Here is a 22,822-nt window from a genome sequence, read left to right on the forward strand (position 1 = left end):
CGTCTACCTCGAGTACTTCTAGGAGAGTCATGGGACTGCAAGCTCCCGCCACGCCACGTGTGGACACCGCGCTCGGAATCGGCGGACGACGAAAGTTATACCCGTGGATCGTTTTCGCCCTGGCTTTCGGTCTTCTGCTCTCGGACTACATGTCGAGGCAGGTGCTCAGTGCAGTCTTCCCGATCCTGAAAGCGGACTGGGATCTCTCCGATTCGCACCTCGCCTCCCTGAGCAGCGTGGTGGCATTGATGGTCGGGCTGTTGACGTTCCCGTTGTCGCTGCTCGCGGACCGCTGGGGCCGCGTCAAGAGCTTGATCTTGATGGCGGTGTTGTGGAGTGTCGCGACGTTGCTGTGCGCAATCGCTCAGACCTACGAACAGATGTTGGGCGCCCGGTTCCTGGTCGGTGTCGGTGAAGCGGCGTACGGCAGCGTGGGTATCGCCGTGGTCCTCAGTGTGTTTGCGCCCCGCGTGCACGCAGCTCTTGCCGGTGCCTTCATGGCCGGTGGATCGTTCGGTTCGGTCATCGGTGTGGCAATCGGTGGGTTCATCGCAGTCCAGTTCAGTTGGCGGTGGTCTTTTGCCGCCATGGCGATCTTCGGTCTGATTCTGGTTGCGCTGTTCCGTGCCCTCGTCACCGAGAAGAAGCTCACCGCTTACGCCGTCGAGGCCGCGCCGGATGCCGCCGGGGAAGCGGTGAGACACGACGGTTTTCGTGCGCCGGTGTCCTCGCTGTTCACCAATCCCGCCGTGTTGTTCGCCTACATCGGTGGTGGTCTCCAGATGTTCACCGCCGCTGTACTTCTGGCGTGGTTGCCGAGCTTCTTCAATCGCTACTACGATTTGGCCCCGGACAAGGCCGGCGTCACAGCTTCCGTGTTCGTCCTCCTGGTCGGAAGTGGGATGGTGGTGTGCGGGTTCATCACAGATAGATTCAGCCGCGACGATTCGGCGCGGAAATGGACCACCGCCATCGTCTACTGCGCCATCTCGTTGGTGACGCTGAGTATCGGGCTCCGGTTGGATACGGGGACAGCGCAACTCGTATTGCTCGGTATCGGTGCATTCTTCTCCGCCGGTTCGTCGGGGCCGACGGCAGCTATGGTCGCGAACCTTACCCATCACTCGATTCGAGCGTCGGCCATGGGAACGCTCACCGTTGCCAACAACCTTCTTGGGCTGGCGCTCGGTCCCTTCGTGGTCGGCATCCTCGCCGATCACCTGGGTCTTCTCGGCGCTCTACAGCTTTCGCCCTTCGTCTATGTCGTCGCGGCCCTCGCGTTGGTAGCCGGCAAGCGTGCCTATCCCGCCGGGATGAGGCGGCTGGCTACGTTGCAGAATCGGCCCGAGATCCCCGGCGCCACTGAAGTAGCAGATGTTCGGAGTTCCTGATGGATGAATCACCCACGGTAGTAATAGTTCCCGGCCTGCGCGATCATGTCGAGGATCATTGGCAGACTCACCTCGCGCGCAGGCTCGACAACGTTCTGACGGTTCCTCCCCTCGAGACCGACAAGCTCAGTCGCGATGCCAGGGTTGCGGCATTGGACGAGGTGTTGACTAGTGTTTCCAGCCCGGTGGTCCTGGTCGCGCACAGCGCCGGAGTCATGACAGTTGCCCACTGGGCGAGGGCGCATCATCGAGATGTTGCCGGCGCACTTCTGGTCACGCCGGCGGATCTCGAACTTCCTCTACCCGAGTCCTATCCGTCTCTCGAAGAGCTCGATCGGAACGGGTGGCTACCGATACCGCGTCAGCGTCTGCCTTTTCCGAGCACGGTCGCGGCGAGTCGGAACGATCCGCTCGCCGGGTATCGCCGAGTTGTGGGTTTGGCTGAAGGATGGGGGAGTCGGTTGCTGGATTTGGGTGAGGTCGGACATCTCAATCCGGCGTCCGGATACGGGTATTGGCCGCGGGCGGAATCGTTGGTGCGGGAACTGCTCGAGTCGGTGTCGCACGCTGCCTCGTCTCATGCCACGGATTCCGATGCGCAGGAGGAACACAGTCATGCTTGATCTTGCTGCTCTGCTGGAAGACTCGGCCCGGCGATACCCGGAACGGGATGCGCTGGTTCTCGGAGAAGCGAGGCTGACGTATGCGCAGTTCGACGCGTACGCGAATCGCATCGCCCATCTGCTCGTCTCGCGGGGTGTCGAGCCAGGTGACAAGGTGGCGTTGTCCTGCCCGAACGTTCTCGAGTTCCCGATCGTCTACTACGGCATTCTCAAGGCCGGTGGCGTCGTCGTTCCTCTGAACATCCTGCTCAAGGGGCGCGAAATTGCCTATCACCTGGCTGATTCGGAAGCGAAGCTGTACTTCTGTTTCGAGGGAAGTCCCGAATTACCGATCGCCGAGTACGCCATCGCCGGGTTCGAGCAGAGCGAGACCTGTTCGGCCCTGATCGTGATCAGCGCCGAACCGGGTGCACCGTCGTCGATCCTCGGAGTCGAGACTCTAGGCGAAGCACTGGCATCCGTGTCCGGCACGGAAACGCCTGCAGCCGCGGTTGTTCGTGAACCGACGGACACCGCGGTCATTCTCTACACCAGCGGCACGACCGGAAAGCCCAAGGGCGCCGAACTCACTCACTGCAACATGGTCTTGAATGCACTGTCGACCAACCGGTTGTTCGAGAGCGTTCCGTCCATGCATGAGCGTTATCTCCTGACTTTGCCGTTGTTCCACTCGTTCGGCCAGACAGTGACCATGAATGCGGGAATCTGCGTCGGTGCCACCTTGGTGTTGATGCCGCGCTTCGATGCGACCGCGGCACTCGAGATCATGGAACGCGAAAAGATCTCGGTCTTCGCGGGCGTCCCGACCATGTATTGGGGACTGCTCGGCGTGCTGGACGAGGTAGTGAAATTCGGGGTGGATATCGAGACCGTTGCACAGAACATGCGGTGCGCGATCTCCGGTGGTGCAGCGCTTCCCGTCGAAATCTTGACACAGTTCAGGGAACGCTTCGGTGTTCAGATCCTCGAAGGGTACGGGTTGTCCGAGACCTCTCCGTTGGCCTTGTTCAGTGACCCGGAGAGCGACCCCCGGCCCGGTTCGATCGGCGTGCCGATCTGGGGCGTCGAAGCGCGGCTTGTCGATGACTCTTGGCGTACGATCACCGGCCCCGATGAAGTGGGTGAGTTGGCCATTCGCGGGCACAACGTCATGAAGGGCTATTTCAACCGACCCGAGGCGACGGCGGAAGTAATGTGCGACGGATGGTTTCGCACCGGGGATCTGGCACGGGTCGATACCGACGGAAATTACTACATCGTCGACCGCGCGAAGGACATGATCGTGCGGGGAGGATTCAACGTCTACCCGCGCGAAATCGAAGAGGTTCTGCTCACCCACCCAGCCGTCTCACTCGTCGCTGTCGTCGGGGTGCCGGACACGAGCCTCGGCGAAGAAATTGTCGCCTACGTGATCCGAGAGCCGAGTGAAGAGATCTCAGAATCGGATCTCGTGGAATGGTCGCGGGAACAGATGGCCGCCTACAAATATCCGCGCCGCATCGAGTTCGTGCCGTCGCTACCGATGACGGCAACCGGAAAGATTCTCAAACGTGAATTGAATCAAGCATTTTCGATTGTCTGAGGAGATCGATGACTGACGTTCGAGCAAGTGAAGCTTTTCCCGTGACCCAGGCTATGAAGGATTCGGGTGGCTGGAATCCGTTGTGGGACGGACTTTCGGAGCTGGATCCCGAGTGGACCGAGCTGTACATGAAGACAGCGATGCAGCCCTGGAACAGTGGGGTGCTGTCACCTCAGGTGATCCAGTTGCTGTGCATAGCCGTCGATGCGGCGAGCACACACATGTACGCACCCGGCGTACGACGCCATATTCGCGCTGCGCTCGACATGGGAGTGACCCCGAAGGAGATTCTCGAGGTGCTGAAACTGACCACCGTCGTCGGGATTCACTCCTGCAATGTCGGCGTTCCGATCCTGATGGAGGAAATCGCGAACCGGTGACGGCGGTCAGTCCCGCTCGCGGTTCTCCCGTTCCTCACGCTGACGCTGGAGGAACGGGCTCGGGTTCTGTCCGCCGATCGGACCGTGGCCGAGGACTCCGTGCTCGTAGGCGGACTCCGCGTGCAGGGCAACGTCGATTCCGCGGGCCTCGTCTTCACGCGAAATACGGAAGCCGAAGGTCTTGTCGATGAGCTTTCCGAGACCGTAGGTCACACCGAAGGCATAGAGCGCGACCACGACGACACCGACGAACTGCTTGCCCAGCTGCGCGAATCCACCGCCGAAGAACAAACCTTCCGGACCGCCCGTCATCACGGCCGTCGCGAGGAGTCCGATCAGCAACGAGCCGACGATTCCGCCGACGAGGTGCACGCCGACGACGTCGAGGGAGTCGTCGTAGCCGAGCTTGTGCTTCCATCCCACGGCGTACGAGCAGACGATGCCCGCGATCAGACCGATGACGAGCGCACCGAACATGTTCACCGTTCCGCACGACGGGGTGATCGCGACCAGACCGGCGACGACGCCTGAAGCTGCGCCGAACGTCGTGGGGTGTCCGTCACGGTTCTGCTCGACGAACAGCCAGCCGAGTAGTCCGGTACAGCCGGCGACGAGTGTGTTGAGGAAGATCTGCGAGGCCATACCGTCGGCCGCAAGGGCCGACCCGGCGTTGAATCCGAACCAACCGAACCAGAGCAGACCGACGCCGAGCAGGACGAACGGCAGATTGTGCGGACGCATCGACTCGGCCTTGAATCCCATCCGCTGGCCGAGGACCAGTGCCAATGCCAGGCCTGACGCTCCGGACACGATTTCGACCACGAGGCCACCGGCGTAGTCGAGTGCGCCCATCTGGGCGAGCCATCCCTGCGGATTCCACACCCAGTGAGCGACGGGGACATAGACGAGCAAGGACCAGATGGGGACGAAGATCATCCAGGCGGAGAACTTCGCGCGGTCGGCGATCGCACCACTGATGAGTGCTGCAGTAAGGATTGCGAACGTCAATTGGAAGGTTGCGAACAACACTTCCGGGACATTCCCGTGCACGGTCGACGGGTCGATGCCCGCCATGCCGATGTGTTCGAGTCCGCCGATGATGCCACCGTGATCGTCGCCGAACACGAGGCTGTAGCCCACGAACAACCACGCGACCGTGACGAGTGCGATGGAGACGAAGCTCATCATGATCATGTTGAGTACGCCGGTCGAGCGGACCATGCCGCCGTAGAAGAGCGCGAGTCCTGGCGTCATCAGAAGTACGAGTGCAGTACTGACGAGCAACCAGGCAGTTGCTCCGGCATCGATGGTGGCGGGCACAGTTTTCTCCTCACGCATGCGGACCAGCCCGCGTGCACGGAACCCACGATGGGTGCGTGCGGTTTCCTCCGCACTGCGATTGTGTTGCGAACATGTTTCGGGAGAAGTCGGCGTTGCACCCGCACCGGATCACCTGTCGTGGGTCGCCGGTAGTCTTTTGCGCGTGGCCCTGTACCGGAAGTATCGACCCGCGTCCTTCGCCGAGGTGGTGGGGCAGGAGCATGTCACCGCACCGCTCAGCACGGCCCTCGACACCGGACGCATCAACCATGCCTATCTGTTTTCCGGCCCGCGCGGCTGTGGAAAGACGTCGTCGGCGCGAATCCTGGCGCGTTCGCTGAACTGTGAGCAGGGACCGACGTCGACGCCGTGCGATGTATGCGACTCGTGCGTTTCGCTTGGCCCGGGCGGCACAGGCAACCTGGACGTGACGGAACTCGACGCCGCAAGTCACGGTGGCGTCGACGACACCCGAGAACTCCGAGACAAGGCGTTCCACGCCCCCGCCGCTTCTCGCTACCGCGTCTTCATCATCGACGAGGCACACATGGTGACGGCGGCGGGCTTCAACGCGCTGCTCAAGATCGTCGAAGAGCCGCCGGAGCACCTCATCTTCATCTTTGCGACGACGGAACCGGAAAAGGTTCTCCCGACCATCCGTTCTCGTACACACCACTACCCGTTCCGCCTGTTGGCGCCGTCGACCATGCGCGGACTCCTGGAAAAGATCTGCGCCCAGGAAGGCGTACCGGTCGAGCCTGCTGTTTATCCCCTGGTCATCAAGGCTGGCGGCGGTTCGCCTCGCGACTCGTTGAGTGTCCTCGATCAGTTGCTCGCGGGAGCCGGCGAAGAAGGTGTCACGTATCCGCGGGCGCTCTCTCTTCTCGGAGTCACCGACGTCGCGCTCATCGACGAAGCAGTAGACGCCCTGTCTGCCAGTGACGGAGCCGCCTTGTTCGGCACTGTCGATCGGGTGATGGACGCCGGTCACGATCCACGCCGATTCGCGCTCGATCTCCTCGAACGTCTACGCGATCTCATTTTGATGCAGGCAGTCTCCGATGCCAGCGAACGAGGGTTGGTCGATGCGCCGGAGGCCGAGCTGGTCACGATGCGTGAACAGATTCAGCGAGTCGGCCCGGCCACGCTCACCCGTTTCGCCGAAACCGTCCACGCTGGTCTCAGTGAAATGCGTGGGGCGACGGCGCCGCGGCTGCTGCTCGAAGTGATGTGCGCGAGAATGCTGCTTCCTTCGGCCTCCGACACCGAGTCGGCTGTGTTGCAGCGGCTCGAGCGCCTGGAACAAGGTATTCCGGCTGCCGGAGTCGCGGCTGCCGCTGCCCCTCGCGCGGCAGCAACGCCGGCACCGACCGTGCCGCCGCTCGAACCGGAGATTGCTTCCAAGTTCCAACGGCCCTCTCAACGCAAGGCCGAGCCTGAGGCACGGCCGGAACCAGCTGCCCCTGCTCCGGCGGCGCCGCCGGTCGTCGAGGCTCCTGTCGTCGAACCTCCGGTAGCGGCAGTTCCCGCGGTCGAGCCTCCCACCGTCGAGATCGTGGAACCGCCGGTTGCGGAAGCTCCAGTGGTTGAAGCTCCGGTGGTTGAAGCACCAGTGTTTGAAGCACCAGTGGTTGAAGCTCCGGTTGCCGAAGCTCCAATAGTTGAAGCTCCTGTGGTTGAACCACCGGCTCCTGCTCCGGTCGAAGCGGAAGAGCTGATCGGGCTTGCCGAGCCGGAACCCGACTACGAGCCCGAGCCCGAGTACGAGGAGCCGGCGGCTGCAGAAGCTGCGCCGGTCTCGGCGGGCCCCACAGTCGAGACCCTCCGTGAATCGTGGAACACCTTGCGCAACAAGGTCGGTGAACGAAACAAGGTTCTTCCGGCCATGCTGTCCGCTGCGACGGTTCACGACGTGCGTGGGCATGTTGTGGTCATCGCTCACGGCTCGCCGGTCCTGGGTGCTCGTGTGACGCAACCGCACAACGCGGCGGTCATCTGCGAGGTCCTTGCCGAGATGTTCGGTGGCACTTGGCAAGTCGAGTATCAAGAAGGTGCGCCCACAGCGCCGGCAGCATCGAGCGCACCGAAGGCGACAGAAGCTGCGAGCCGCCCGGCCGCTGCGCCCCGCTTCTCGCGCCCCAGTCAGGAGCGTGCAGCGCAGCAGCCCAAGGCCCCGCAGCCCCAGCGCGGAGATTCGGACGACATTCCGCCGCCTGAGGCCCCCGACTATCCGGAAGACCCTGGACCGGCCCCTGCTCCTGAGGTCGACTACGAGGCAACTCCTCCGCCTGCAACGCCGGAGGACGAGGACGAGATGTTCGCGGAGGCGGCTGAGCCCGCTGATCCGACTGCCAGACGTGATCCCGAGGACGTTGCAAAGGAACTCCTCAAGGACGTCCTCGGGGCACGCCGCCTCGAAAGCTGAGTTGCCGACTCGGTCCGTGCGCGTGAAACGGCTGTCGGAATGCCGCGGCACCACTGTGTGATCGAATTGTTATAAGTGCCGTTCCTTTTGTGTGCGCACGTGTCCAAAGGGCACCGACTCGGCCCGGCAAAGCTGAATTGTGTGTGGCCGGTTTGCTGGCACATTCGTTCGCCCAATTCCGGTGTAACGAAACATCGATTCGGACGATGGTCGCCGAAGAATATCTGGAATTTCTTGTTGTCTGATCGACATTCGCGTGCTGTTGCTAATTCTCGGTGTGTCACGAATGTTCAGATTGATAGTTGTCGGATGTTTGTTTTGCGGTGATCGACCAATTTGGGACATTCGGCGAATTGGCCACATATTCGGCATTGCGGCATTTCGGTGCGCACTCAACTGAGCATTTGCCGATCTCGAGAAAACGGTGGCCGTGAAACCGGTGTCCGGTACGGATGTTCAAACCACTGCTTGACCGGCGACGAAGCAAATAAGTAACTCCGAGTTACAGCTAACTATCGATTGCTGTTAAATTGCTGACACATGTTCACGGAGCTGAACGACCTTTGTTATTTGTTTATGCCTTGAGGTGAATCTGCGTTTTACACACGGCTGAACGCGTGGTTAGTCTTCGGTCGATTGAGTCTCCCGTGGATGCGCGCGAAAATAGGAAGTGTAAGATGACTGAAGATTCAACTAATCCCGCGATCGCGATAGTCGGGATGAGCATGTGGTCTCCCGGTGCCCATGATCTGCAAGGATTTTGGGAGAACGTCCTCGCGCGACGGATGCAATTCCGAAAGTTTCCCGAGTCGCGGATGTCGCTCGACGACTACTGGAGCGCGAGCCCTGACGACGTCGACAAGACATACGCCGACCGCGGCGCGTTCATGGATGGTTTCGAATTCGACTGGGTAGGTCGCCGGATACCGGAGCGAACCTTCAAGTCGACAGATCTCACACACTGGTTGGCGCTGGAAACAGCACTCGGGGCTTTGGCGGACGCGGGCTACAGCCGAGGATCGGTGCCAACTGGACGCAGCGCCGCAATCGTCGGCAACTCCCTCACCGGTGAAGAATCCCGGATGTGGTCGATGCGTTTGCGTTGGCCTTACGTCAAGCGCGCACTCGCTGTGGCAGCCGAAGCGCGCCAGTTGGACAGTTCCGTCGCCGATGCTCTCGCCGAGACGATGGAAGAGGTCTACAAAGGCCCGTTGGTGGAGCCGAGTGAAGACACTCTGGCCGGCATGTTGTCGAATACGATCGCCGGCCGTATCTGCAATTACCTCGACTTCAACGGCGGCGGGTACGTCGTGGACGGTGCGTGCGCGTCCGGAATGCTCGCGGTGGCGACTGCAGCCGAAAAGCTGGCGTCCGGCGCGGCCGACTTCGTATTGGCAGGTGGAGTCGACGTCAGCCTGGATCCTTTGGAACTGGTGGGATTCGCCCGTTTGGGTGCACTGACACGCGGCGACATGAACGTGTACGACGCAAGCCGAAGCGGATTCATCCCGGGTGAAGGTTGCGGATTCGTGGCCTTGAAACGACTCGAGGACGCCAGGGCGGACGGCGACTACGTGTACGCGACGATTCGCGGCTGGGGCATCTCTACCGATGGCAAGGGGGGAATTACCAAGCCCCGCGCCGAAACTCAGGCCGAAATGATCCGTCGCGCATATTCGGGAGCGGGATTCGCGGCCAGCGAGGTTGCCTTTGTCGAAGGACACGGAACTGGTACTCCCGTCGGGGACCCTGTCGAATTGGCCGGCGTCCAGCAGGCCGCGCAGACGGACGGACCAGTCGAGGCTCGTAGCATCGGCATGACCTCACTGAAGTCGCTGATCGGGCACACGAAGGCGGCGTCGGGCATCCTTGCGCTGATCAAGGCGACCATGGCCGTCAATCAACGAATCCTTCCGCCGCTCGCCGGTTGCACCGACCCGAACCCGGCGTTCGGAACCGAAGCACCGGCACTCTTTCCGCTTGTCAACGGCGAGATCAGAGATCCGTCGGAGAAGATGCGTGCCGGTGCGCAAGCCATGGGTTTCGGCGGTATCAACTGCCACGTCGCGATCGAATCGGCTGATGCACCGTCCAGCAAGCTGACACCCTCGCAAGACGTCCGCACGATGATGGCGTCGTATCAGGACACCGAGGTATTTGTACTCTCTGCAGATTCCGCGGTGGACTTGGCGACCCGAGCGCGGGATGTTGCAGATCTGGCGGTTCCGTTGAGTGTTGCGGAGCTGCTGGACTTTTCGGCGAAACTCTCGCGAGTGATCTCGCCGACCGCGCCCTTCCGTGCCGCAGTGGTGGCCGGACGTCCCGCGCAGTTGGCCGAACGCATGCGTCAGCTTGCCGTGATCTGCGAGAACTCCGCTCCAGCTTCCGGCCAGGTCAAGGTGGTGAGCAACGAGATCTCGATTTCGAACAGCGTCCGCCACGACATCGGATTCCTGTTCCCTGGACAGGGATCCCAACAACTCGAGATGGCTCGCGTGCTGATCGAGCGCTTCGAGTGGGCGCGCGAACTGGCGACCAAGGCGGACGGCTGGTTGGAGGGAGTTGGAGCGGAGGCGATCACGCCGCGGATTCTGCGGAACCCGGTCAAGAGCGCAGACGCTGCGGAATTGGCGAAGTGGAAGCGGGACCTCGCCCAGACACAGTTCACCCAGCCCGCCGTCGCCTTGGCGTCGCTGCTCTGGTTCGAGTACCTCCGCCGATTGGGTGTCACACCCAGTGCTGTCGCCGGCCACAGTCTCGGGGAGTTGACTGCGCTCTACGCGGCCGGAGCTTACGACCAGAAGACGCTGGTCACCTTGGCTGCGGCGAAGGGTGCGGCCATGGCTGTCAGTGGTGGTGGAAACGGCGCAATGGCGAGCCTGACCTGCGACCGATCGACGGCTGAGGCGATCATCGCGGAGGCAAAGGGTTACGCGACCGTCGCGAATCTGAATACGCCCACGCAGAGTGTGGTTTCGGGTACCAAAGACGCGGTCGACGATGTGGTTGCCATCGCGAAGACCCGCGGAGTGTCGGCTCAGGCGCTTGCCGTGTCGAATGCTTTCCACTCCGAGATGATGAACGAGGCCGAACGGGAGCTGAAGTCCACTGCGCCCGTTGAGGAGCAAGTCGATTCGTTGACTTGCCCCGTGTATTCCTGTGTCGAAGGGGAACGCGTACAGACGCCACTGGCACTTCGCGAATTGGTCACCAAACAGGTTGTCTCACCGGTTGACTGGGTCAAGACGGTAAGTGGGATCTCGCAGGAAGTGGACCTGCTCGTCGAGGTCGGACCCGGCCGTGTGCTGACCGGGCTCACCAAGGCGATCAATGGGACCGACGGCGTGCGCTGCTTCCCCGTTGCGTCCAAGTCCGGACGCGACGAGGACTTCAACGTCGCACTGGCCGCGATGTACGTACACGGCGCTCAGGTCCGCTGGAACGAACTTTTCGACGGCCGGTTCGTGCGCGAATTCGTTCCTGCCGATCAGAAGGTATTCATCGAGAACCTGGCCGAGGCGAAGCTGACGGTTACCTCTGCTCCCGAACCGCTCGCACTTGGTACGTCCGGCGGGGATCCGGCTGCGGCGCTGGCCGATTACCTGAGCCGACGCGGGACCTTCCTCGTCGACGTCATTCGCGCGGATGTAGGCAGTGGAGCGACTTCTCCATCTTCTCCATCTGTTCCATCTGCTCCGACTTCGCGGGCAGTCACCAACGGCCACGAATCTGTAGCAGCGAAAGCTCCTTCGCCGGTTTCGGCTCCGGTAGTCGAAGAGCCGGCTGTCGCGGGCGCTGGGTCCGTGGAAAGTGAGCTGATCAGGATCCTCGCCGATACGACGGGATTCCCCGCCGAGTCGATCACGACGGATCTGCGTCTGCTCGATGATCTGAATCTCGACTCGATCAGTGCGGCAGAGGCTATTTCGAAGGTTGCACATCAGTTCGAGGTTGTCGACCTCGACCCTGCCGAGTTGGCCAACGCCACCATCGGAGAAGCAGCATCGCTGATCCTTGCGGCATCACCGCATCCCGGTTCTGCCGTTCCAGCAGCGAGTTCGGCGCAGTCGGACGTGTCGCGAATACTGCTCGAGGTAATCGCGGAGGACACCGGATTTCCGGTGGAGTCTCTCGACGTCGATCTCCACCTCCTGGACGACCTGAACATGGACTCGATCAAGGCCGCCGATGCAATCGCGACGGTGGCAACACGATTGGGTGTTCAGGGTGACCTGGATCCGGCCGAACTCGTCAACGTCAGCCTGGGTGAACTGATCGAAGTGCTCGATCGGTCCGCGAAGGAGAAGTCGGGGCAGCAGCAGCCGGCTGCGCGGGCGCTGCCGGCGAAGGCAAAGGGTATATCAGCCGACAGCTTCACCTGGGTTCGCGATTACACCCTGGAAAAGGTTCGGAGCGAGACAGCGTTGCACGGAGTCCGAGACCTCACGGACACGACGTTTGTCGTCATCGGTGACGACGCCGGTTTGGTCGGAAGGTTGGAATCCGAACTTCGAGGTCGTGGCGCTCAGGTCGACATTCGCACATTCTCCGACAGCACTACTGCGAATGCACACCACGTGGTTGCCGTAATGCCGCGCGTGACCGATGATTCCGTCACCGAAAGCGGCTTGCGCCGTGGGATCGAACACATGTACAAGATAGTTCCGGCGCAGCAAAGTGGAGGCGCGCGAACCACATTGGCAGTGGTTCAGTTCACCGATGTCGAGTTGAGCAATCCAGCGCCGGTGCCGAGTGTGGCGGCTTTCACCGCTTCGGTGCATCACGAGCGTCCCGAACTGGATGTGCGCGTCATAGGATTCGACGGCTCGACTGCGGACGCGGAGGTAGCAGCCACTGTCGTCTCCGAGTTGGATTCGGTTGCACCCTATGTGTTCGCGACTTACGACGCCGAGATGGGACGCACGGCACTGCAACCGCGGGTTCTCGCCTCCAACGACTACACCGTCCGCGAAAGCGGATTGGGAAGTTCGGATGTCGTGGTCGTGACCGGTGGCGCGAAAGGCATCATGGCCCAATGTGCTCTGGCCCTCGGTCGAAAGACCGGCGCCGAACTGGTGCTGATCGGAAGCTCTCAGCGACAAGCGGGCGACGAAATCGCCTCCACTCTTGCGGACTTCACGTCTGCCGGTTTGAGCGCTCACTACTATCGCTGCAACGTCACGGATGCCGCGGCGGTGGCCGGCGTCGTCGCCCAGATCGAGGTCGAGGTGGGGCCGATCACCGGGTTTGTCCACGGTGCGGGGGCAAATGTTCCGCGGCGGTTCGAGAGAGTCGACAGCGCTGCGGCTTTCAAGGAGGTTGCACCTAAGGTCCTGGGCGCAGCCAACTTCGTCGAAGCGCTCGCTGATCGTGACTTGAAGCTGTTCGTGGGCTTCTCTTCCATCATCGGATTCACAGGTATGCCCGGAAACAGCTGGTATGCATACGGAAACGAGCTTCTCGACGAAATGGTGGTGCGGTATGCCGCCGGGCACCCGAAGACTCGGACGTTCTCGCTCGCGTACAGCGTGTGGGGAGAGACCGGGATGGGCGCCCGCATGGGCAGTGTCAACCACCTCGCGAAGATGGGTGTCATGCCGATTTCGACGGCTGCGGGAGTGGATCATTTCCTTCGCCTGGTCGACAGCGGACCCGAGGCGAGTCGTATTGTCGTGACCAGTCGACTCGGCGGTCTCGACACCTGGGCGCCGGCAGCACCGGCTCTGCCGGCGGTGTCGCGCTACATCGACCAAGTCGTGACATTCGAGCCGCAGGTAGAACTGGTGACCCGGACGACGTTGTCCACCTCGGCGGATCCCTTTGTCCTCGATCATGTCTGGAAGGGATCGGCGCTGCTTCCGACGGTGTTCGGGCTCGAGGCGATGTCGCAGGCGGCGGCGTATGTCACGGGACGCGTGACCCTGGGTCGCGTCCGCATCGACGACATCAAACTGGATCGACCGATCGTCGTCGACACCGTCGAGGGCACCAGAGTCGAGATCAAGGCAAGCGTCGTGGAGCAGGATCGTGATGCCGCAGGAACGCGGGTGCATGTCACGATCGGCACCGAACGGACCGGGTACGGGCGGCCCCATTTCTCGGCCGACTTCATCTTCGGGCTGGACGAATCACTGCCGGAGTTCGAGAAGGAGTTGCCGCGACCTGTGCTCGACATCGATCCGTTAGACGACCTCTACTCGTGGTTGCTGTTCCAGGAGGGCGATTTCCGCCGACTCGAAGAGATCTCGAGCCTCGATTCCGAGCACATTCTCTTCAGCGCTATTTCGCGAGCCGACCGTAAGCAGCACCTCCTCGGTGATCCTTACTTCCTCGATTCCCTGCTCCAATCGGGCCAGATCATGGTTCCGCGGGAGATCTGCCTTCCGGTCAACATTGCGCGAATCGACATGTACGACGGACGATTCGAGGCTCGTTCGTTCACCGCGTACGCCTACGACAAGGTGCAGACAGAGACCCACATGCAAGCCGACGTGGCGGTGGTGAAGGACGGACGAGTGGTGATGCAACTCGAGGGATATCGCTCCCAGATTCTCTCCCACGACGAAAGCCGTCCTACGGCTGAGGAAATCGCGGATCCGACTGCGCGCGACGCACAGATCATTCTCGACAAGCTCGCGCAACACAGCCGGGCGTTGGGAGTGAAGAGCCCGCGGGTTGTGGTCGCGCACACCCCGGGGATTCACGAGTTGACCAAGTCGGAACGCCACGAGCAGGAGAAACCGATCGCCGAGGCGGCCGTGAACATTCATCTCGATGAGGATGTGGTGATCAAATGAGTAATGCCTTTGCCATCGAATGGCAGGAAACCGGAAAGCCCGTCGTTGTCGGTGATATTCCACCCTCTGTGGATGTCTCGCTCTCGCACGACGGCAGCAAGTCACTCAGTTCGGCCGGCGACTGGCCTCAGGGGTGTGACATCGAACCGATTCGCTCCCGAACCGTCGTGCAGTGGAAGGCGCTTCTGGGTTCGGCGCGGATTCCGCTGCTCGACGAGTTGATCGCAGGCGGCGAATCACTCGATCGTGCGGGAACCAGGCTGTGGGCGGCGGCCGAGGCGATCCGAAAGGCCACGGGGCAGATGTCGGTTTCTCTGGCGATGGGCGCCAGGGAGGAAGACGCAGTGACCTTCCGCGGCGGCGCAGAGGGAAGCGTGGTGGTTCTGACCTTTCCGGCTCTGTTGACGGACAACGAGGAGCGGATTCTCGCTTTCGTGACCGATGAGGCGGATGCCGAAGAGCGTGTTTCGGACGAGGAGGATGCAGAAGAGCCGGCGCAGGACCCGGCACCACAGTTCGACACCGGCCCGTTGTCGGCGAAGTCTCTCGCGCAGTTCGATCCGATGGCCTACGGCTCCGACGTGCATGTGGTGGCCCGAAGCGGCTATCCGGCGGTGTCGATCCGGTTCCCCGTCGGGTTCCGGGACGCGTGCAACGTCGGTGGATCAGTGGGGTTCGCGAGCTTCGCGCTGTGGTTGGGCGCTTTGCGAGAGAGGGGAACCGGACCGATCTCGAAGCAGATCGTGGAGGACATGGCGACGGGTCGTTGGGGCATGGTGACCAACAACTCCGAGGTGTTCATCGATGCGAACCTGTACACCGACGACATTGTCGAGGGGACCATCTGGATCACCGAGCTCACCGGTCCGGATCGGGCAACCACCAATCTGCATGTCGAATGGTGCCGGGTCGACGGCGAGACGCGCACACACATCGGATGGAGTGCGATGCAGACGACGTGGGTGGAAATCCTCTCCCACGGTGTGGTGGCGGCACGGCCGATGCCGCAGTACTTCCACGATTTCATCGAGCCGATGACGATTCCGACGGGGGCGAAGAACATCGCTGTCCCCACACAACCGAAGGACGTCGATCGTGGTTCCTTGATCCGCTCGGCTCCGATGGTGCCGCGCAATCCGTACCTGCTCGAATCCGAGGTGTTCTCGACGACGATGCACGACGGAAACGTCGTGGGCAACATCTACTTCGGCAACTATTACATCTGGCAGTCGAGGGTTCGGGACAAGTTCCTCGCCCGTTCTCAGCGTGAGGCCATGGCGGCCAGAGGCGCTCTCGGGGAACTGCGTTGTGTGCACACCAGGGTTGAGCATCTGCGCGAGGTCATGCCGTTCGACGACGTCCTGGTCACGATGTCCTTGGCTGCCCTCTACGAGAGGGGGATCGACCTCGAGTTCGAGTACTTCAAGGTCAATCAGGACGGATCACGGGAGAAGCTCGCGATCGCTCGGCACAGAACTGTCTGGACGATGCCGGGCGCTCCGGGAGAACTGGAAATCTCTCCGCCGTCGAAACTTCCGCAGTCACTGATCGATTCTGTGCTGGAGGCGATCGACGGAAAGTAGACGGGGGATTTTCCGAGATCGAAGTGGAGAGACGGGTTGCGTTTTCCTTGCCGGAGAACGCAACCCGTTTCGATGGGGAGGGGTATGTATGGGTATCGGGGTTTCGAGAAGGTCGGTTCTGAAGGGGTCGGCAGTCGGCACGGTGGCGGTTGCATTGGGTACAAAGGCAAGTGCTGTTCCAACCGGGAGCGCGGACATCGAGTCGCCGTTGATTTTTCATTCGCCGGAGTTCGAGCCGTTTTGTGACCAACTACCCTCGTTGTCGACGCTTTCCGGAAACGAGATCACGCTGACAGCGCAAGTGGGGCAACATGCCTTTCATCGGGACTTTCCATCGTCCCCGGCACTGTCGTACCGCAGCGGAGAGATCGGTGGCGGTTATCTGGGCCCGACCGTCGAGGCGCATTCCGGCGAGCCGATCATGTTGACGTTCGAGAACGATCTGACCGGACATCCGTTGGCAGCGGACATGGATATGACGCTGCACGGAATGCAGGCCGACTTTCGTGCGAACCCGCCGACGTCGTTGCACTTGCACGGTGGAGTCACTTCACCTGAGAGCGACGGCCACCCGGAACTGCTGGTGATGCCGGGACAGGCTGCGATGCATCACTTTTCGCACGGTCAGGAAGCCGCCCACCTCTGGTATCACGATCACGCGATGGGCATCACCCGGCTCAACGTCTACGCCGGTCTGATCGGCAACTATCTGATCAGGGATGAATTCGACACCGGCAAACTGGGAAATCCGTTGGGGTTGCCGGCCGAGGAATTCGAGATCCCGTTGATCCTGCAGGAGAAGATCTTCACGCCGACAGGCGCCCAGAACGGCCGATCCACCATCTTGATCCCGGAAGGATCGTGGGAAGGCGGCGCGGTGGGCGACGTTGGCTTGGTCAACGGCAAGGTGTGGCCGGAACTGTCTGTGGCTCGGGGCCTTTACCGCTTCCGCATCGTCAATGCGTCGTCGGCAAGTGTGTGGAATCTTCACTTCTCGAACATGATGACGTTCTGGGTCATCGGCAACGACGCCGGAATGCTCGACGCACCCGTCGCGGTCAATGCCTTCCGCTGCGCACCGGGGGAGCGGTACGACCTCCTCGTCGATTTCACCGGACTGTCGGAGGGTTCGACGGTGGAGCTTCGCAACGACGAGGCGCCCCCGCTGCCCGCTGCTGTCATCGGTGAAGTGACTATGCCGCTGTTCTGCCGGTTCCGCGGCGACTCCAGGCGCGGATTCACCGGTGGTGTTCCGTCGCAACTGCGCGGTGGGCGCCGACAACGTGACGTTCTCGCCCCGTTGGAGCAGCCGACGGTAATTCGCACGGTGACTGTGAGCCAGCAACTGGAACTGCGGAATCCACCGGCTCAGATGACGCTGAACAACCTGACGTTCAGCACCACGGACGTCGAGAGGCCGCGGCAAGGCACCGTCGAGCAGTGGAACATCGTCAACACCACGCCGGACCCGCATCCGATACACCTGCACCTGGTGAATTTCCGGATTCTCGGCAGGACACCGATGCGGACGCTGGAGTACTTGATCCGCCATCCGCAGCCGGTGATCGGCAACAAGTGGACTCCGTCGCCCGACGGGTTCGAGGCGGGGCCGATGATCGCGCCGGCGCCGTGGGAAGCGGGGATGAAGGACACCGTCAGGGTGGACGGCGGCACTGTCACCCGGATCATCGTGCGATTCCCCACCGAGGATGAGCTGGGTTTCGATCCCGACGCGATGTTCGATCGTCTTCCGAGCGCTGTGATGACGGGCGGTGGGATGACGGGCGGTGATCAGGCGCATCAGGGAAACGGGCATCACGGCATGAGCAACCACGACGCGAGTAACACCGGTCGGCTCCAGGGATACGTGTGGCATTGCCATCTACTCGATCACGAAGATCACGACATGATGTTGCCGTATCGCATCGTGCCGTGAGTGCTTCCGGGGGCGCTATCGAAATGAACCGAAGCGGGCAGGCGTTCGCGCGTCGGATCACCTCGGTCACCTAGCAGGATCGCTTCGGTCCTTCCCATGAATTTGGAACACGTTCTACAGTGAAAGGGCTGAGGTCTGTACCTCGGCCATGCGCCACCACCGAAGGCGGCGCGGACGATCTGCAGACCGGTTCGACGAATTACACGGAAGGAACACCTCACAGTGACCACAGAGGCATTCATTTATGAAGCCATCCGTACCCCGCGAGGCCGCGGCAAGAAGACCGGGTCGTTGCACTCGGTCAAGCCGATCTCGCTGGTCACGGGTCTGATCCAGGAACTGCGCGTGCGCTTTCCCGACCTCGACGAGGATCGGATCTCCGACCTCATCCTGGGCGTCGTCACCCCCGTTGGCGATCAGGGAATGGACATCGCCCGCGTTGCAGTCAACGATGCGGGACTGCCGGACACCGTCGGCGGCGTTCAGCTCAACCGTTTCTGCGCTTCCGGACTCGAAGCCGTGAACATGGCAGCTCAGAAGGTTCGGTCCGGCTGGGACGAACTGGTGATCGCCGGTGGCGTCGAGTCGATGTCCCGCGTTCCGATGGGATCCGACGGTGGACCGTGGGCGCTCGACCCCGCCACCAACTACGACAATTACTTCGTGCCGCAGGGCGTCGGCGCAGACCTCATCGCCACCATCGAGGGCTTCTCGCGTGACGACGTCGATGCATACGCCGTGCGCTCGCAGGACCTCGCCGCCAAGGCGTGGACCGGCGGATACTTCGCCAAGTCGGTAGTGCCGGTCAAGGACATCAACGGCATCACCATCCTCGACAACGACGAGCACATGCGTCCGGGCACCACGGCAGAGAACCTTGCCGGCCTGGCTTCCGCGTTCGGTGTGATCGGTGAAATCGGCGGATTCGACGCCGTATCGCTGCAGAAGTACCACTGGGTCGAGAAGATCAACCACGTTCACCACGGCGGCAACAGCTCGGGAATCGTCGACGGCGCTGCCCTCGTGCTCGTCGGTAGCGAGCAGGCCGGCAAGGACATGGGTCTGACGCCGCGCGCTCGCGTCGTCGCCACCGCCACCAGCGGCGCCGACTCCACCATCATGCTCACCGGCCCGACGCCGGCGTCGAAGAAGGTTCTGGCAGCTGCCGGCCTGACGGTCGACGACATCGACCTCTTCGAGATCAACGAGGCATTCGCTTCCGTCGTCCTGAAGTTCCAGAAGGACCTGAACATCCCGGACGAGAAGCTCAACGTCAACGGTGGCGCGATCGCCATGGGTCACCCGCTCGGTGCAACCGGCGCGATGATCACCGGAACGATGGTCGACGAGCTCGAGCGTCGTGGCGGCAAGCGCGCCCTCATCACCCTGTGCATCGGCGGCGGTATGGGCGTTGCCACCATCATCGAGCGCGTCTGACGCGGCGTCCGTCCTTCCAACGAGGCTTACCAGGAGTCAAGCAAAGTGACTGATCAGAACATCATCAACTGGGACCAGGACGCCGACGGCATCGTCGTGCTCACCATCAACGATCCCAACCAGGGCGCAAACACCATGAACGACGCGTACATCGCGTCGATGAAGGCCACCGTCGACCGTCTGGTCGCCGAGAAGGACTCCATCACCGGTGCCGTCATCACCTCAGGCAAGAAGACCTTCTTCGCCGGTGGCGACCTCAAGAACATGATCAAGGTCGGCCCCGAGCAGGCCGAGGAGATCTACAACCACAGCGTCGAGATCAAGGCAGACCTGCGTCGCCTCGAAACTCTCGGCAAGCCGGTAGTCGCCGCCATCAACGGCGCGGCGCTCGGCGGCGGCCTCGAGATCGCTCTCGCGACCCACCACCGCATCGCGGCAGACGTCAAGGGCGTCAAGATCGGCCTGCCCGAGGTCACCCTCGGCCTGCTGCCCGGCGGCGGCGGCGTCGTGCGCACCGTGCGGATGCTCGGTCTGCAGAACGCGCTCATGGGCGTCCTGCTCCAGGGGCAGCAGCGTGGACCCGTTCAGGCCAAGGAAGTCGGCCTCATCGACGAGGTCGTCGGCTCGGTAGAAGAACTGGTTCCGGCTGCGAAGGCGTGGATCAAGGCCAACCCCGAAGGCGGCGTTCAGCCGTGGGATGTCAAGGGCTACAAGATCCCTGGCGGAACCCCGTCCACCCCGGCATTCGCTGCCAACCTTCCGGCGTTCCCCGCGAACCTGCGTAAGCAGCTCAAGGGTGCTCCGATGCCGGCTCCGCGCGCCATCATGGCCGCAGCCGTCGAAGGCTCGCAGGTCGACATCGACAACGCGCTCCTCATCGAGGCTCGCTACTTCACCTCGCTGGTGACCGGCCGCGTCGCGAAGAACATGATTCAGGCGTTCTTCTTCGACCTGCAGTCGATCAACGGCGGCGGTTCACGTCCGGCAGGCATCGAGAAGTCCACCATCAAGAAGGTCGGCGTCCTCGGCGCGGGCATGATGGGCGCGGGCATCGCGTACGTCTCCGCGAAGGCCGGCTTCGACGTCGTCCTCAAGGACGTCAGCATCGAGGCTGCCAACAAGGGCAAGGCGTACGCCGAAGGCATTGAGGCCAAGGCACTCTCGCGCGGCAAGACCACGCAGGAGAAGTCCGACGCACTCCTCGCCAAGATCACCCCGACGGCTGACCCGGCCGATTTTGCCGGCGTCGACTTCGTCATCGAAGCAGTCTTCGAGAGTCAGGAACTCAAGCACAAGGTGTTCCAGGAGATCGAGGACATCGTCGATCCCAAGGCGCTGCTGGGCTCGAACACCTCGACGCTGCCCATCACGGGTCTCGCCACCGGCGTGAAGCGTCAGGAAGACTTCATCGGCATCCACTTCTTCTCGCCCGTCGACAAGATGCCGCTGGTGGAGATCATCCGCGGTGAGAAGACCTCCGACGAGACTCTGGCTCGCGTGTTCGACTACGTCCAGGCGATCCGCAAGACGCCGATCGTGGTCAACGACTCGCGTGGCTTCTTCACCTCGCGTGTCATCGGAACCTTCATCAACGAGGCCATCGGCATGCTCGCCGAGGGCGTCGAGCCTGCCACCATCGAGCAGGCCGGTATGCAGGCCGGTTACCCGGCTGCGCCGCTTCAGCTTTCGGATGAGCTCAACCTCACCCTTATGCAGAAGATCCGCAAGGAATCTGCCGACGCCGCCAAGGCCGAGGGCAAGGAACTGCCGGCAGATCCGGCCGGCGAGGTCATCAACACCCTCGTCGAGAAGTTCGATCGTAAGGGCAAGCTCGGTGGAGCCGGCTTCTACGATTACGCCGAGGGCAAGCGCACCGGCCTGTGGTCCGGACTCCGCGAGAACTTCAACTCCGGAACCTCCGACGCCCCGATCCAGGACCTCATCGACCGCATGCTGTTCATCGAGGCGATCGAGACGCAGAAGTGCTTCGACGAGAACGTCCTGATCACCACGGCGGACGCCAACATCGGCTCCATCATGGGCATCGGATTCCCGGCCTGGACCGGTGGCGTTCACCAGTTCATCGTCGGATACGAGGGCGGCACGGCCGGCTTCGTCGCTCGCGCAAAGGAACTCGCTGCGCAGTACGGCCCGCGGTTCACCCCGCCGGCTTCGCTAGGGGCATAGCCCCCGTGCGCGGTTAGGGAGTCTCAACACTTCCTAACCGCGCACAGCTTTATCCACAGATTGGTTTTCTCGGCGAAATCCTTCTGTATGTATTTGCAGGCTCGTCGTATGCCTTCACATACAGAAATCGATGCATTGCAGACCGTCGTCGATGCTCAGCACGGACTGGTCACTCACACTCAACTTCACACGCTCGGATTTCCTCGCTCTCGCGTGAAACAACGAGTTGAGGTCGGACGCTGGCAAACTGTTCTTCGCGGCGTCTACTCCGTCACCACGGGCCCATTGACCAGGTATGCCGTACTCGAGGCCGCGCTCTTGTACGGCGGCGGGTCGTCGATGCTCAGCCATCGCACCGCCGCTGAGGAATGGTCGATGTGTCGGCCGGACAGCACTGCACCCGTACATATCACCGTTCCGTACGGGAAGTCTGCGATCTCTCAGGCCGCCACTTTCGTTCGTGGCCTCGGCGCCGACCGACATCCATCACCCCTGATCGGCACTGTCCTCCATCCCGGCGTTGTGGTCCACCGTTCGAGGGCTCATCGTCACATCGGCGTCGACGCGCAGATGCCGCGCACCGGCAAGGCTGATACAGCACTCGATCTGGCCGTCGCAGAACCGACTCCGCGCGAGGCCTATGTCAGCCTCATCACCACAGTCACCAACGGCCGCATCCGCTTGACGGACATCCGCCGACGCATGGAGGAGCGCTCACCCCGTAGATACCGGAAGGCCCTCGAAAGTGCGGTGAAGCTTTTGGCAGACGGGGTGCAATCGACTCTCGAATATCACTACGCGGTGGATGTGGAGCAGGCACACGGGTTGCCGTCGGCCAGACGCCAGTCACCGGTCCGCGTCGACGGCCGCACGCTGTACGAGGACTGCGATTACAGCGAAGTGGGTGTGCCGCTGATCGTGCGTCTCGACGGTCGGTGGGCGCATTCCATGGCCGAAGTGGCATTCCGTGATCGCCGTCGTGACAACGCGGCAGAGCTGGCAGGTCGTCCGCGGTTGGTCTACGGATTCGACGAGGTTATGAAGACCCCGTGCCAGGTTGCGCATGAAGTGGAGACGGTCTTGCGGCGCGGAGGCTGGGAGAGAAGAGGGGAGAACCCCTGCGGGGCCTGTGAGTGGTTAAGGAGTACAGAGACTCCTTAA

At 62.1% G+C, this 22,822-nt stretch carries 12 protein-coding genes; 11 read left to right on the forward strand and 1 reads right to left on the reverse strand.

Annotated features, from left to right (window positions below):
* Positions 1–29 precede the first annotated feature (29 nt).
* The 4 genes from RA302_RS02040 to RA302_RS02055 are packed head-to-tail and all read left to right on the forward strand — an operon-like array spanning position 30 to position 3,976.
* Positions 30–1,391, forward strand: a complete 1,362-nt coding sequence (locus RA302_RS02040) for an MFS transporter (protein WP_134998549.1) — start codon at positions 30–32, stop codon at positions 1,389–1,391.
* A complete protein-coding gene (locus RA302_RS02045; protein ID WP_042950423.1) occupies positions 1,391–2,014 on the forward strand; it encodes an alpha/beta hydrolase in 624 nt (207 codons plus the stop codon). The genes RA302_RS02040 and RA302_RS02045 overlap by 1 nt, the downstream gene beginning before the upstream one ends.
* Positions 2,007–3,596 carry a long-chain fatty acid--CoA ligase gene (locus RA302_RS02050; protein ID WP_238054110.1) on the forward strand — a complete coding sequence of 530 codons (1,590 nt, stop codon included), beginning with the start codon at positions 2,007–2,009 and terminating at the stop codon, positions 3,594–3,596. Before RA302_RS02045 ends, RA302_RS02050 begins: the two co-directional genes overlap by 8 nt.
* Before the next feature lie 8 nt (positions 3,597–3,604).
* A complete protein-coding gene (locus RA302_RS02055) occupies positions 3,605–3,976 on the forward strand; it encodes a carboxymuconolactone decarboxylase family protein (protein WP_020905896.1) in 372 nt (123 codons plus the stop codon).
* Positions 3,977–3,982: 6 nt separating this feature from the next.
* Here the strand turns inward: RA302_RS02055 and RA302_RS02060 are convergent, their stop codons facing one another.
* A complete protein-coding gene (locus RA302_RS02060) occupies positions 3,983–5,296 on the reverse strand; it encodes an ammonium transporter (RefSeq protein ID WP_003943791.1) in 1,314 nt (437 codons plus the stop codon).
* A 163-nt stretch (positions 5,297–5,459) separates the two neighbouring features.
* Between RA302_RS02060 and RA302_RS02065 the strand changes: the two genes are divergently transcribed.
* The 7 genes from RA302_RS02065 to RA302_RS02095 all read left to right on the forward strand — a co-directional run bounded on the left by RA302_RS02065 (position 5,460) and on the right by RA302_RS02095 (position 22,822).
* Positions 5,460–7,721: a DNA polymerase III subunit gamma and tau gene (locus RA302_RS02065; protein WP_166501689.1), complete on the forward strand. Its 2,262-nt coding sequence runs from the start codon at positions 5,460–5,462 to the stop codon at positions 7,719–7,721.
* 677 nt (positions 7,722–8,398) lie between these two features.
* Entirely contained in the window at positions 8,399–14,518 is a 6,120-nt protein-coding gene (locus tag RA302_RS02070; RefSeq protein WP_166501690.1) for a type I polyketide synthase, read from the forward strand.
* Positions 14,515–16,101 carry a hypothetical protein gene (locus tag RA302_RS02075; RefSeq protein ID WP_238054111.1) on the forward strand — a complete coding sequence of 529 codons (1,587 nt, stop codon included), beginning with the start codon at positions 14,515–14,517 and terminating at the stop codon, positions 16,099–16,101. The genes RA302_RS02070 and RA302_RS02075 overlap by 4 nt, the downstream gene beginning before the upstream one ends.
* 88 nt (positions 16,102–16,189) lie before the next feature.
* Entirely contained in the window at positions 16,190–18,037 is a 1,848-nt protein-coding gene (locus tag RA302_RS02080; RefSeq protein WP_166501691.1) for a multicopper oxidase domain-containing protein, read from the forward strand.
* Between the two features lie 222 nt (positions 18,038–18,259).
* Positions 18,260–19,474 (forward strand): acetyl-CoA C-acetyltransferase, encoded by a 1,215-nt coding sequence (locus RA302_RS02085; RefSeq protein WP_003943886.1) that lies wholly within the window; start codon positions 18,260–18,262, stop codon positions 19,472–19,474.
* A 45-nt stretch (positions 19,475–19,519) separates the two neighbouring features.
* Positions 19,520–21,661: a 3-hydroxyacyl-CoA dehydrogenase NAD-binding domain-containing protein gene (locus RA302_RS02090; protein ID WP_003943799.1), complete on the forward strand. Its 2,142-nt coding sequence runs from the start codon at positions 19,520–19,522 to the stop codon at positions 21,659–21,661.
* A 108-nt stretch (positions 21,662–21,769) separates the two neighbouring features.
* The gene (locus tag RA302_RS02095) at positions 21,770–22,822 is read left to right on the forward strand and encodes a hypothetical protein (protein WP_166501692.1); all 1,053 of its coding nucleotides are present in this window, start codon (positions 21,770–21,772) and stop codon (positions 22,820–22,822) included.

Source organism: Rhodococcus sp. DN22, assembly GCF_036669995.1.
Taxonomy (GTDB): Bacteria; Actinomycetota; Actinomycetes; order Mycobacteriales; family Mycobacteriaceae; genus Rhodococcus_F; species Rhodococcus_F erythropolis.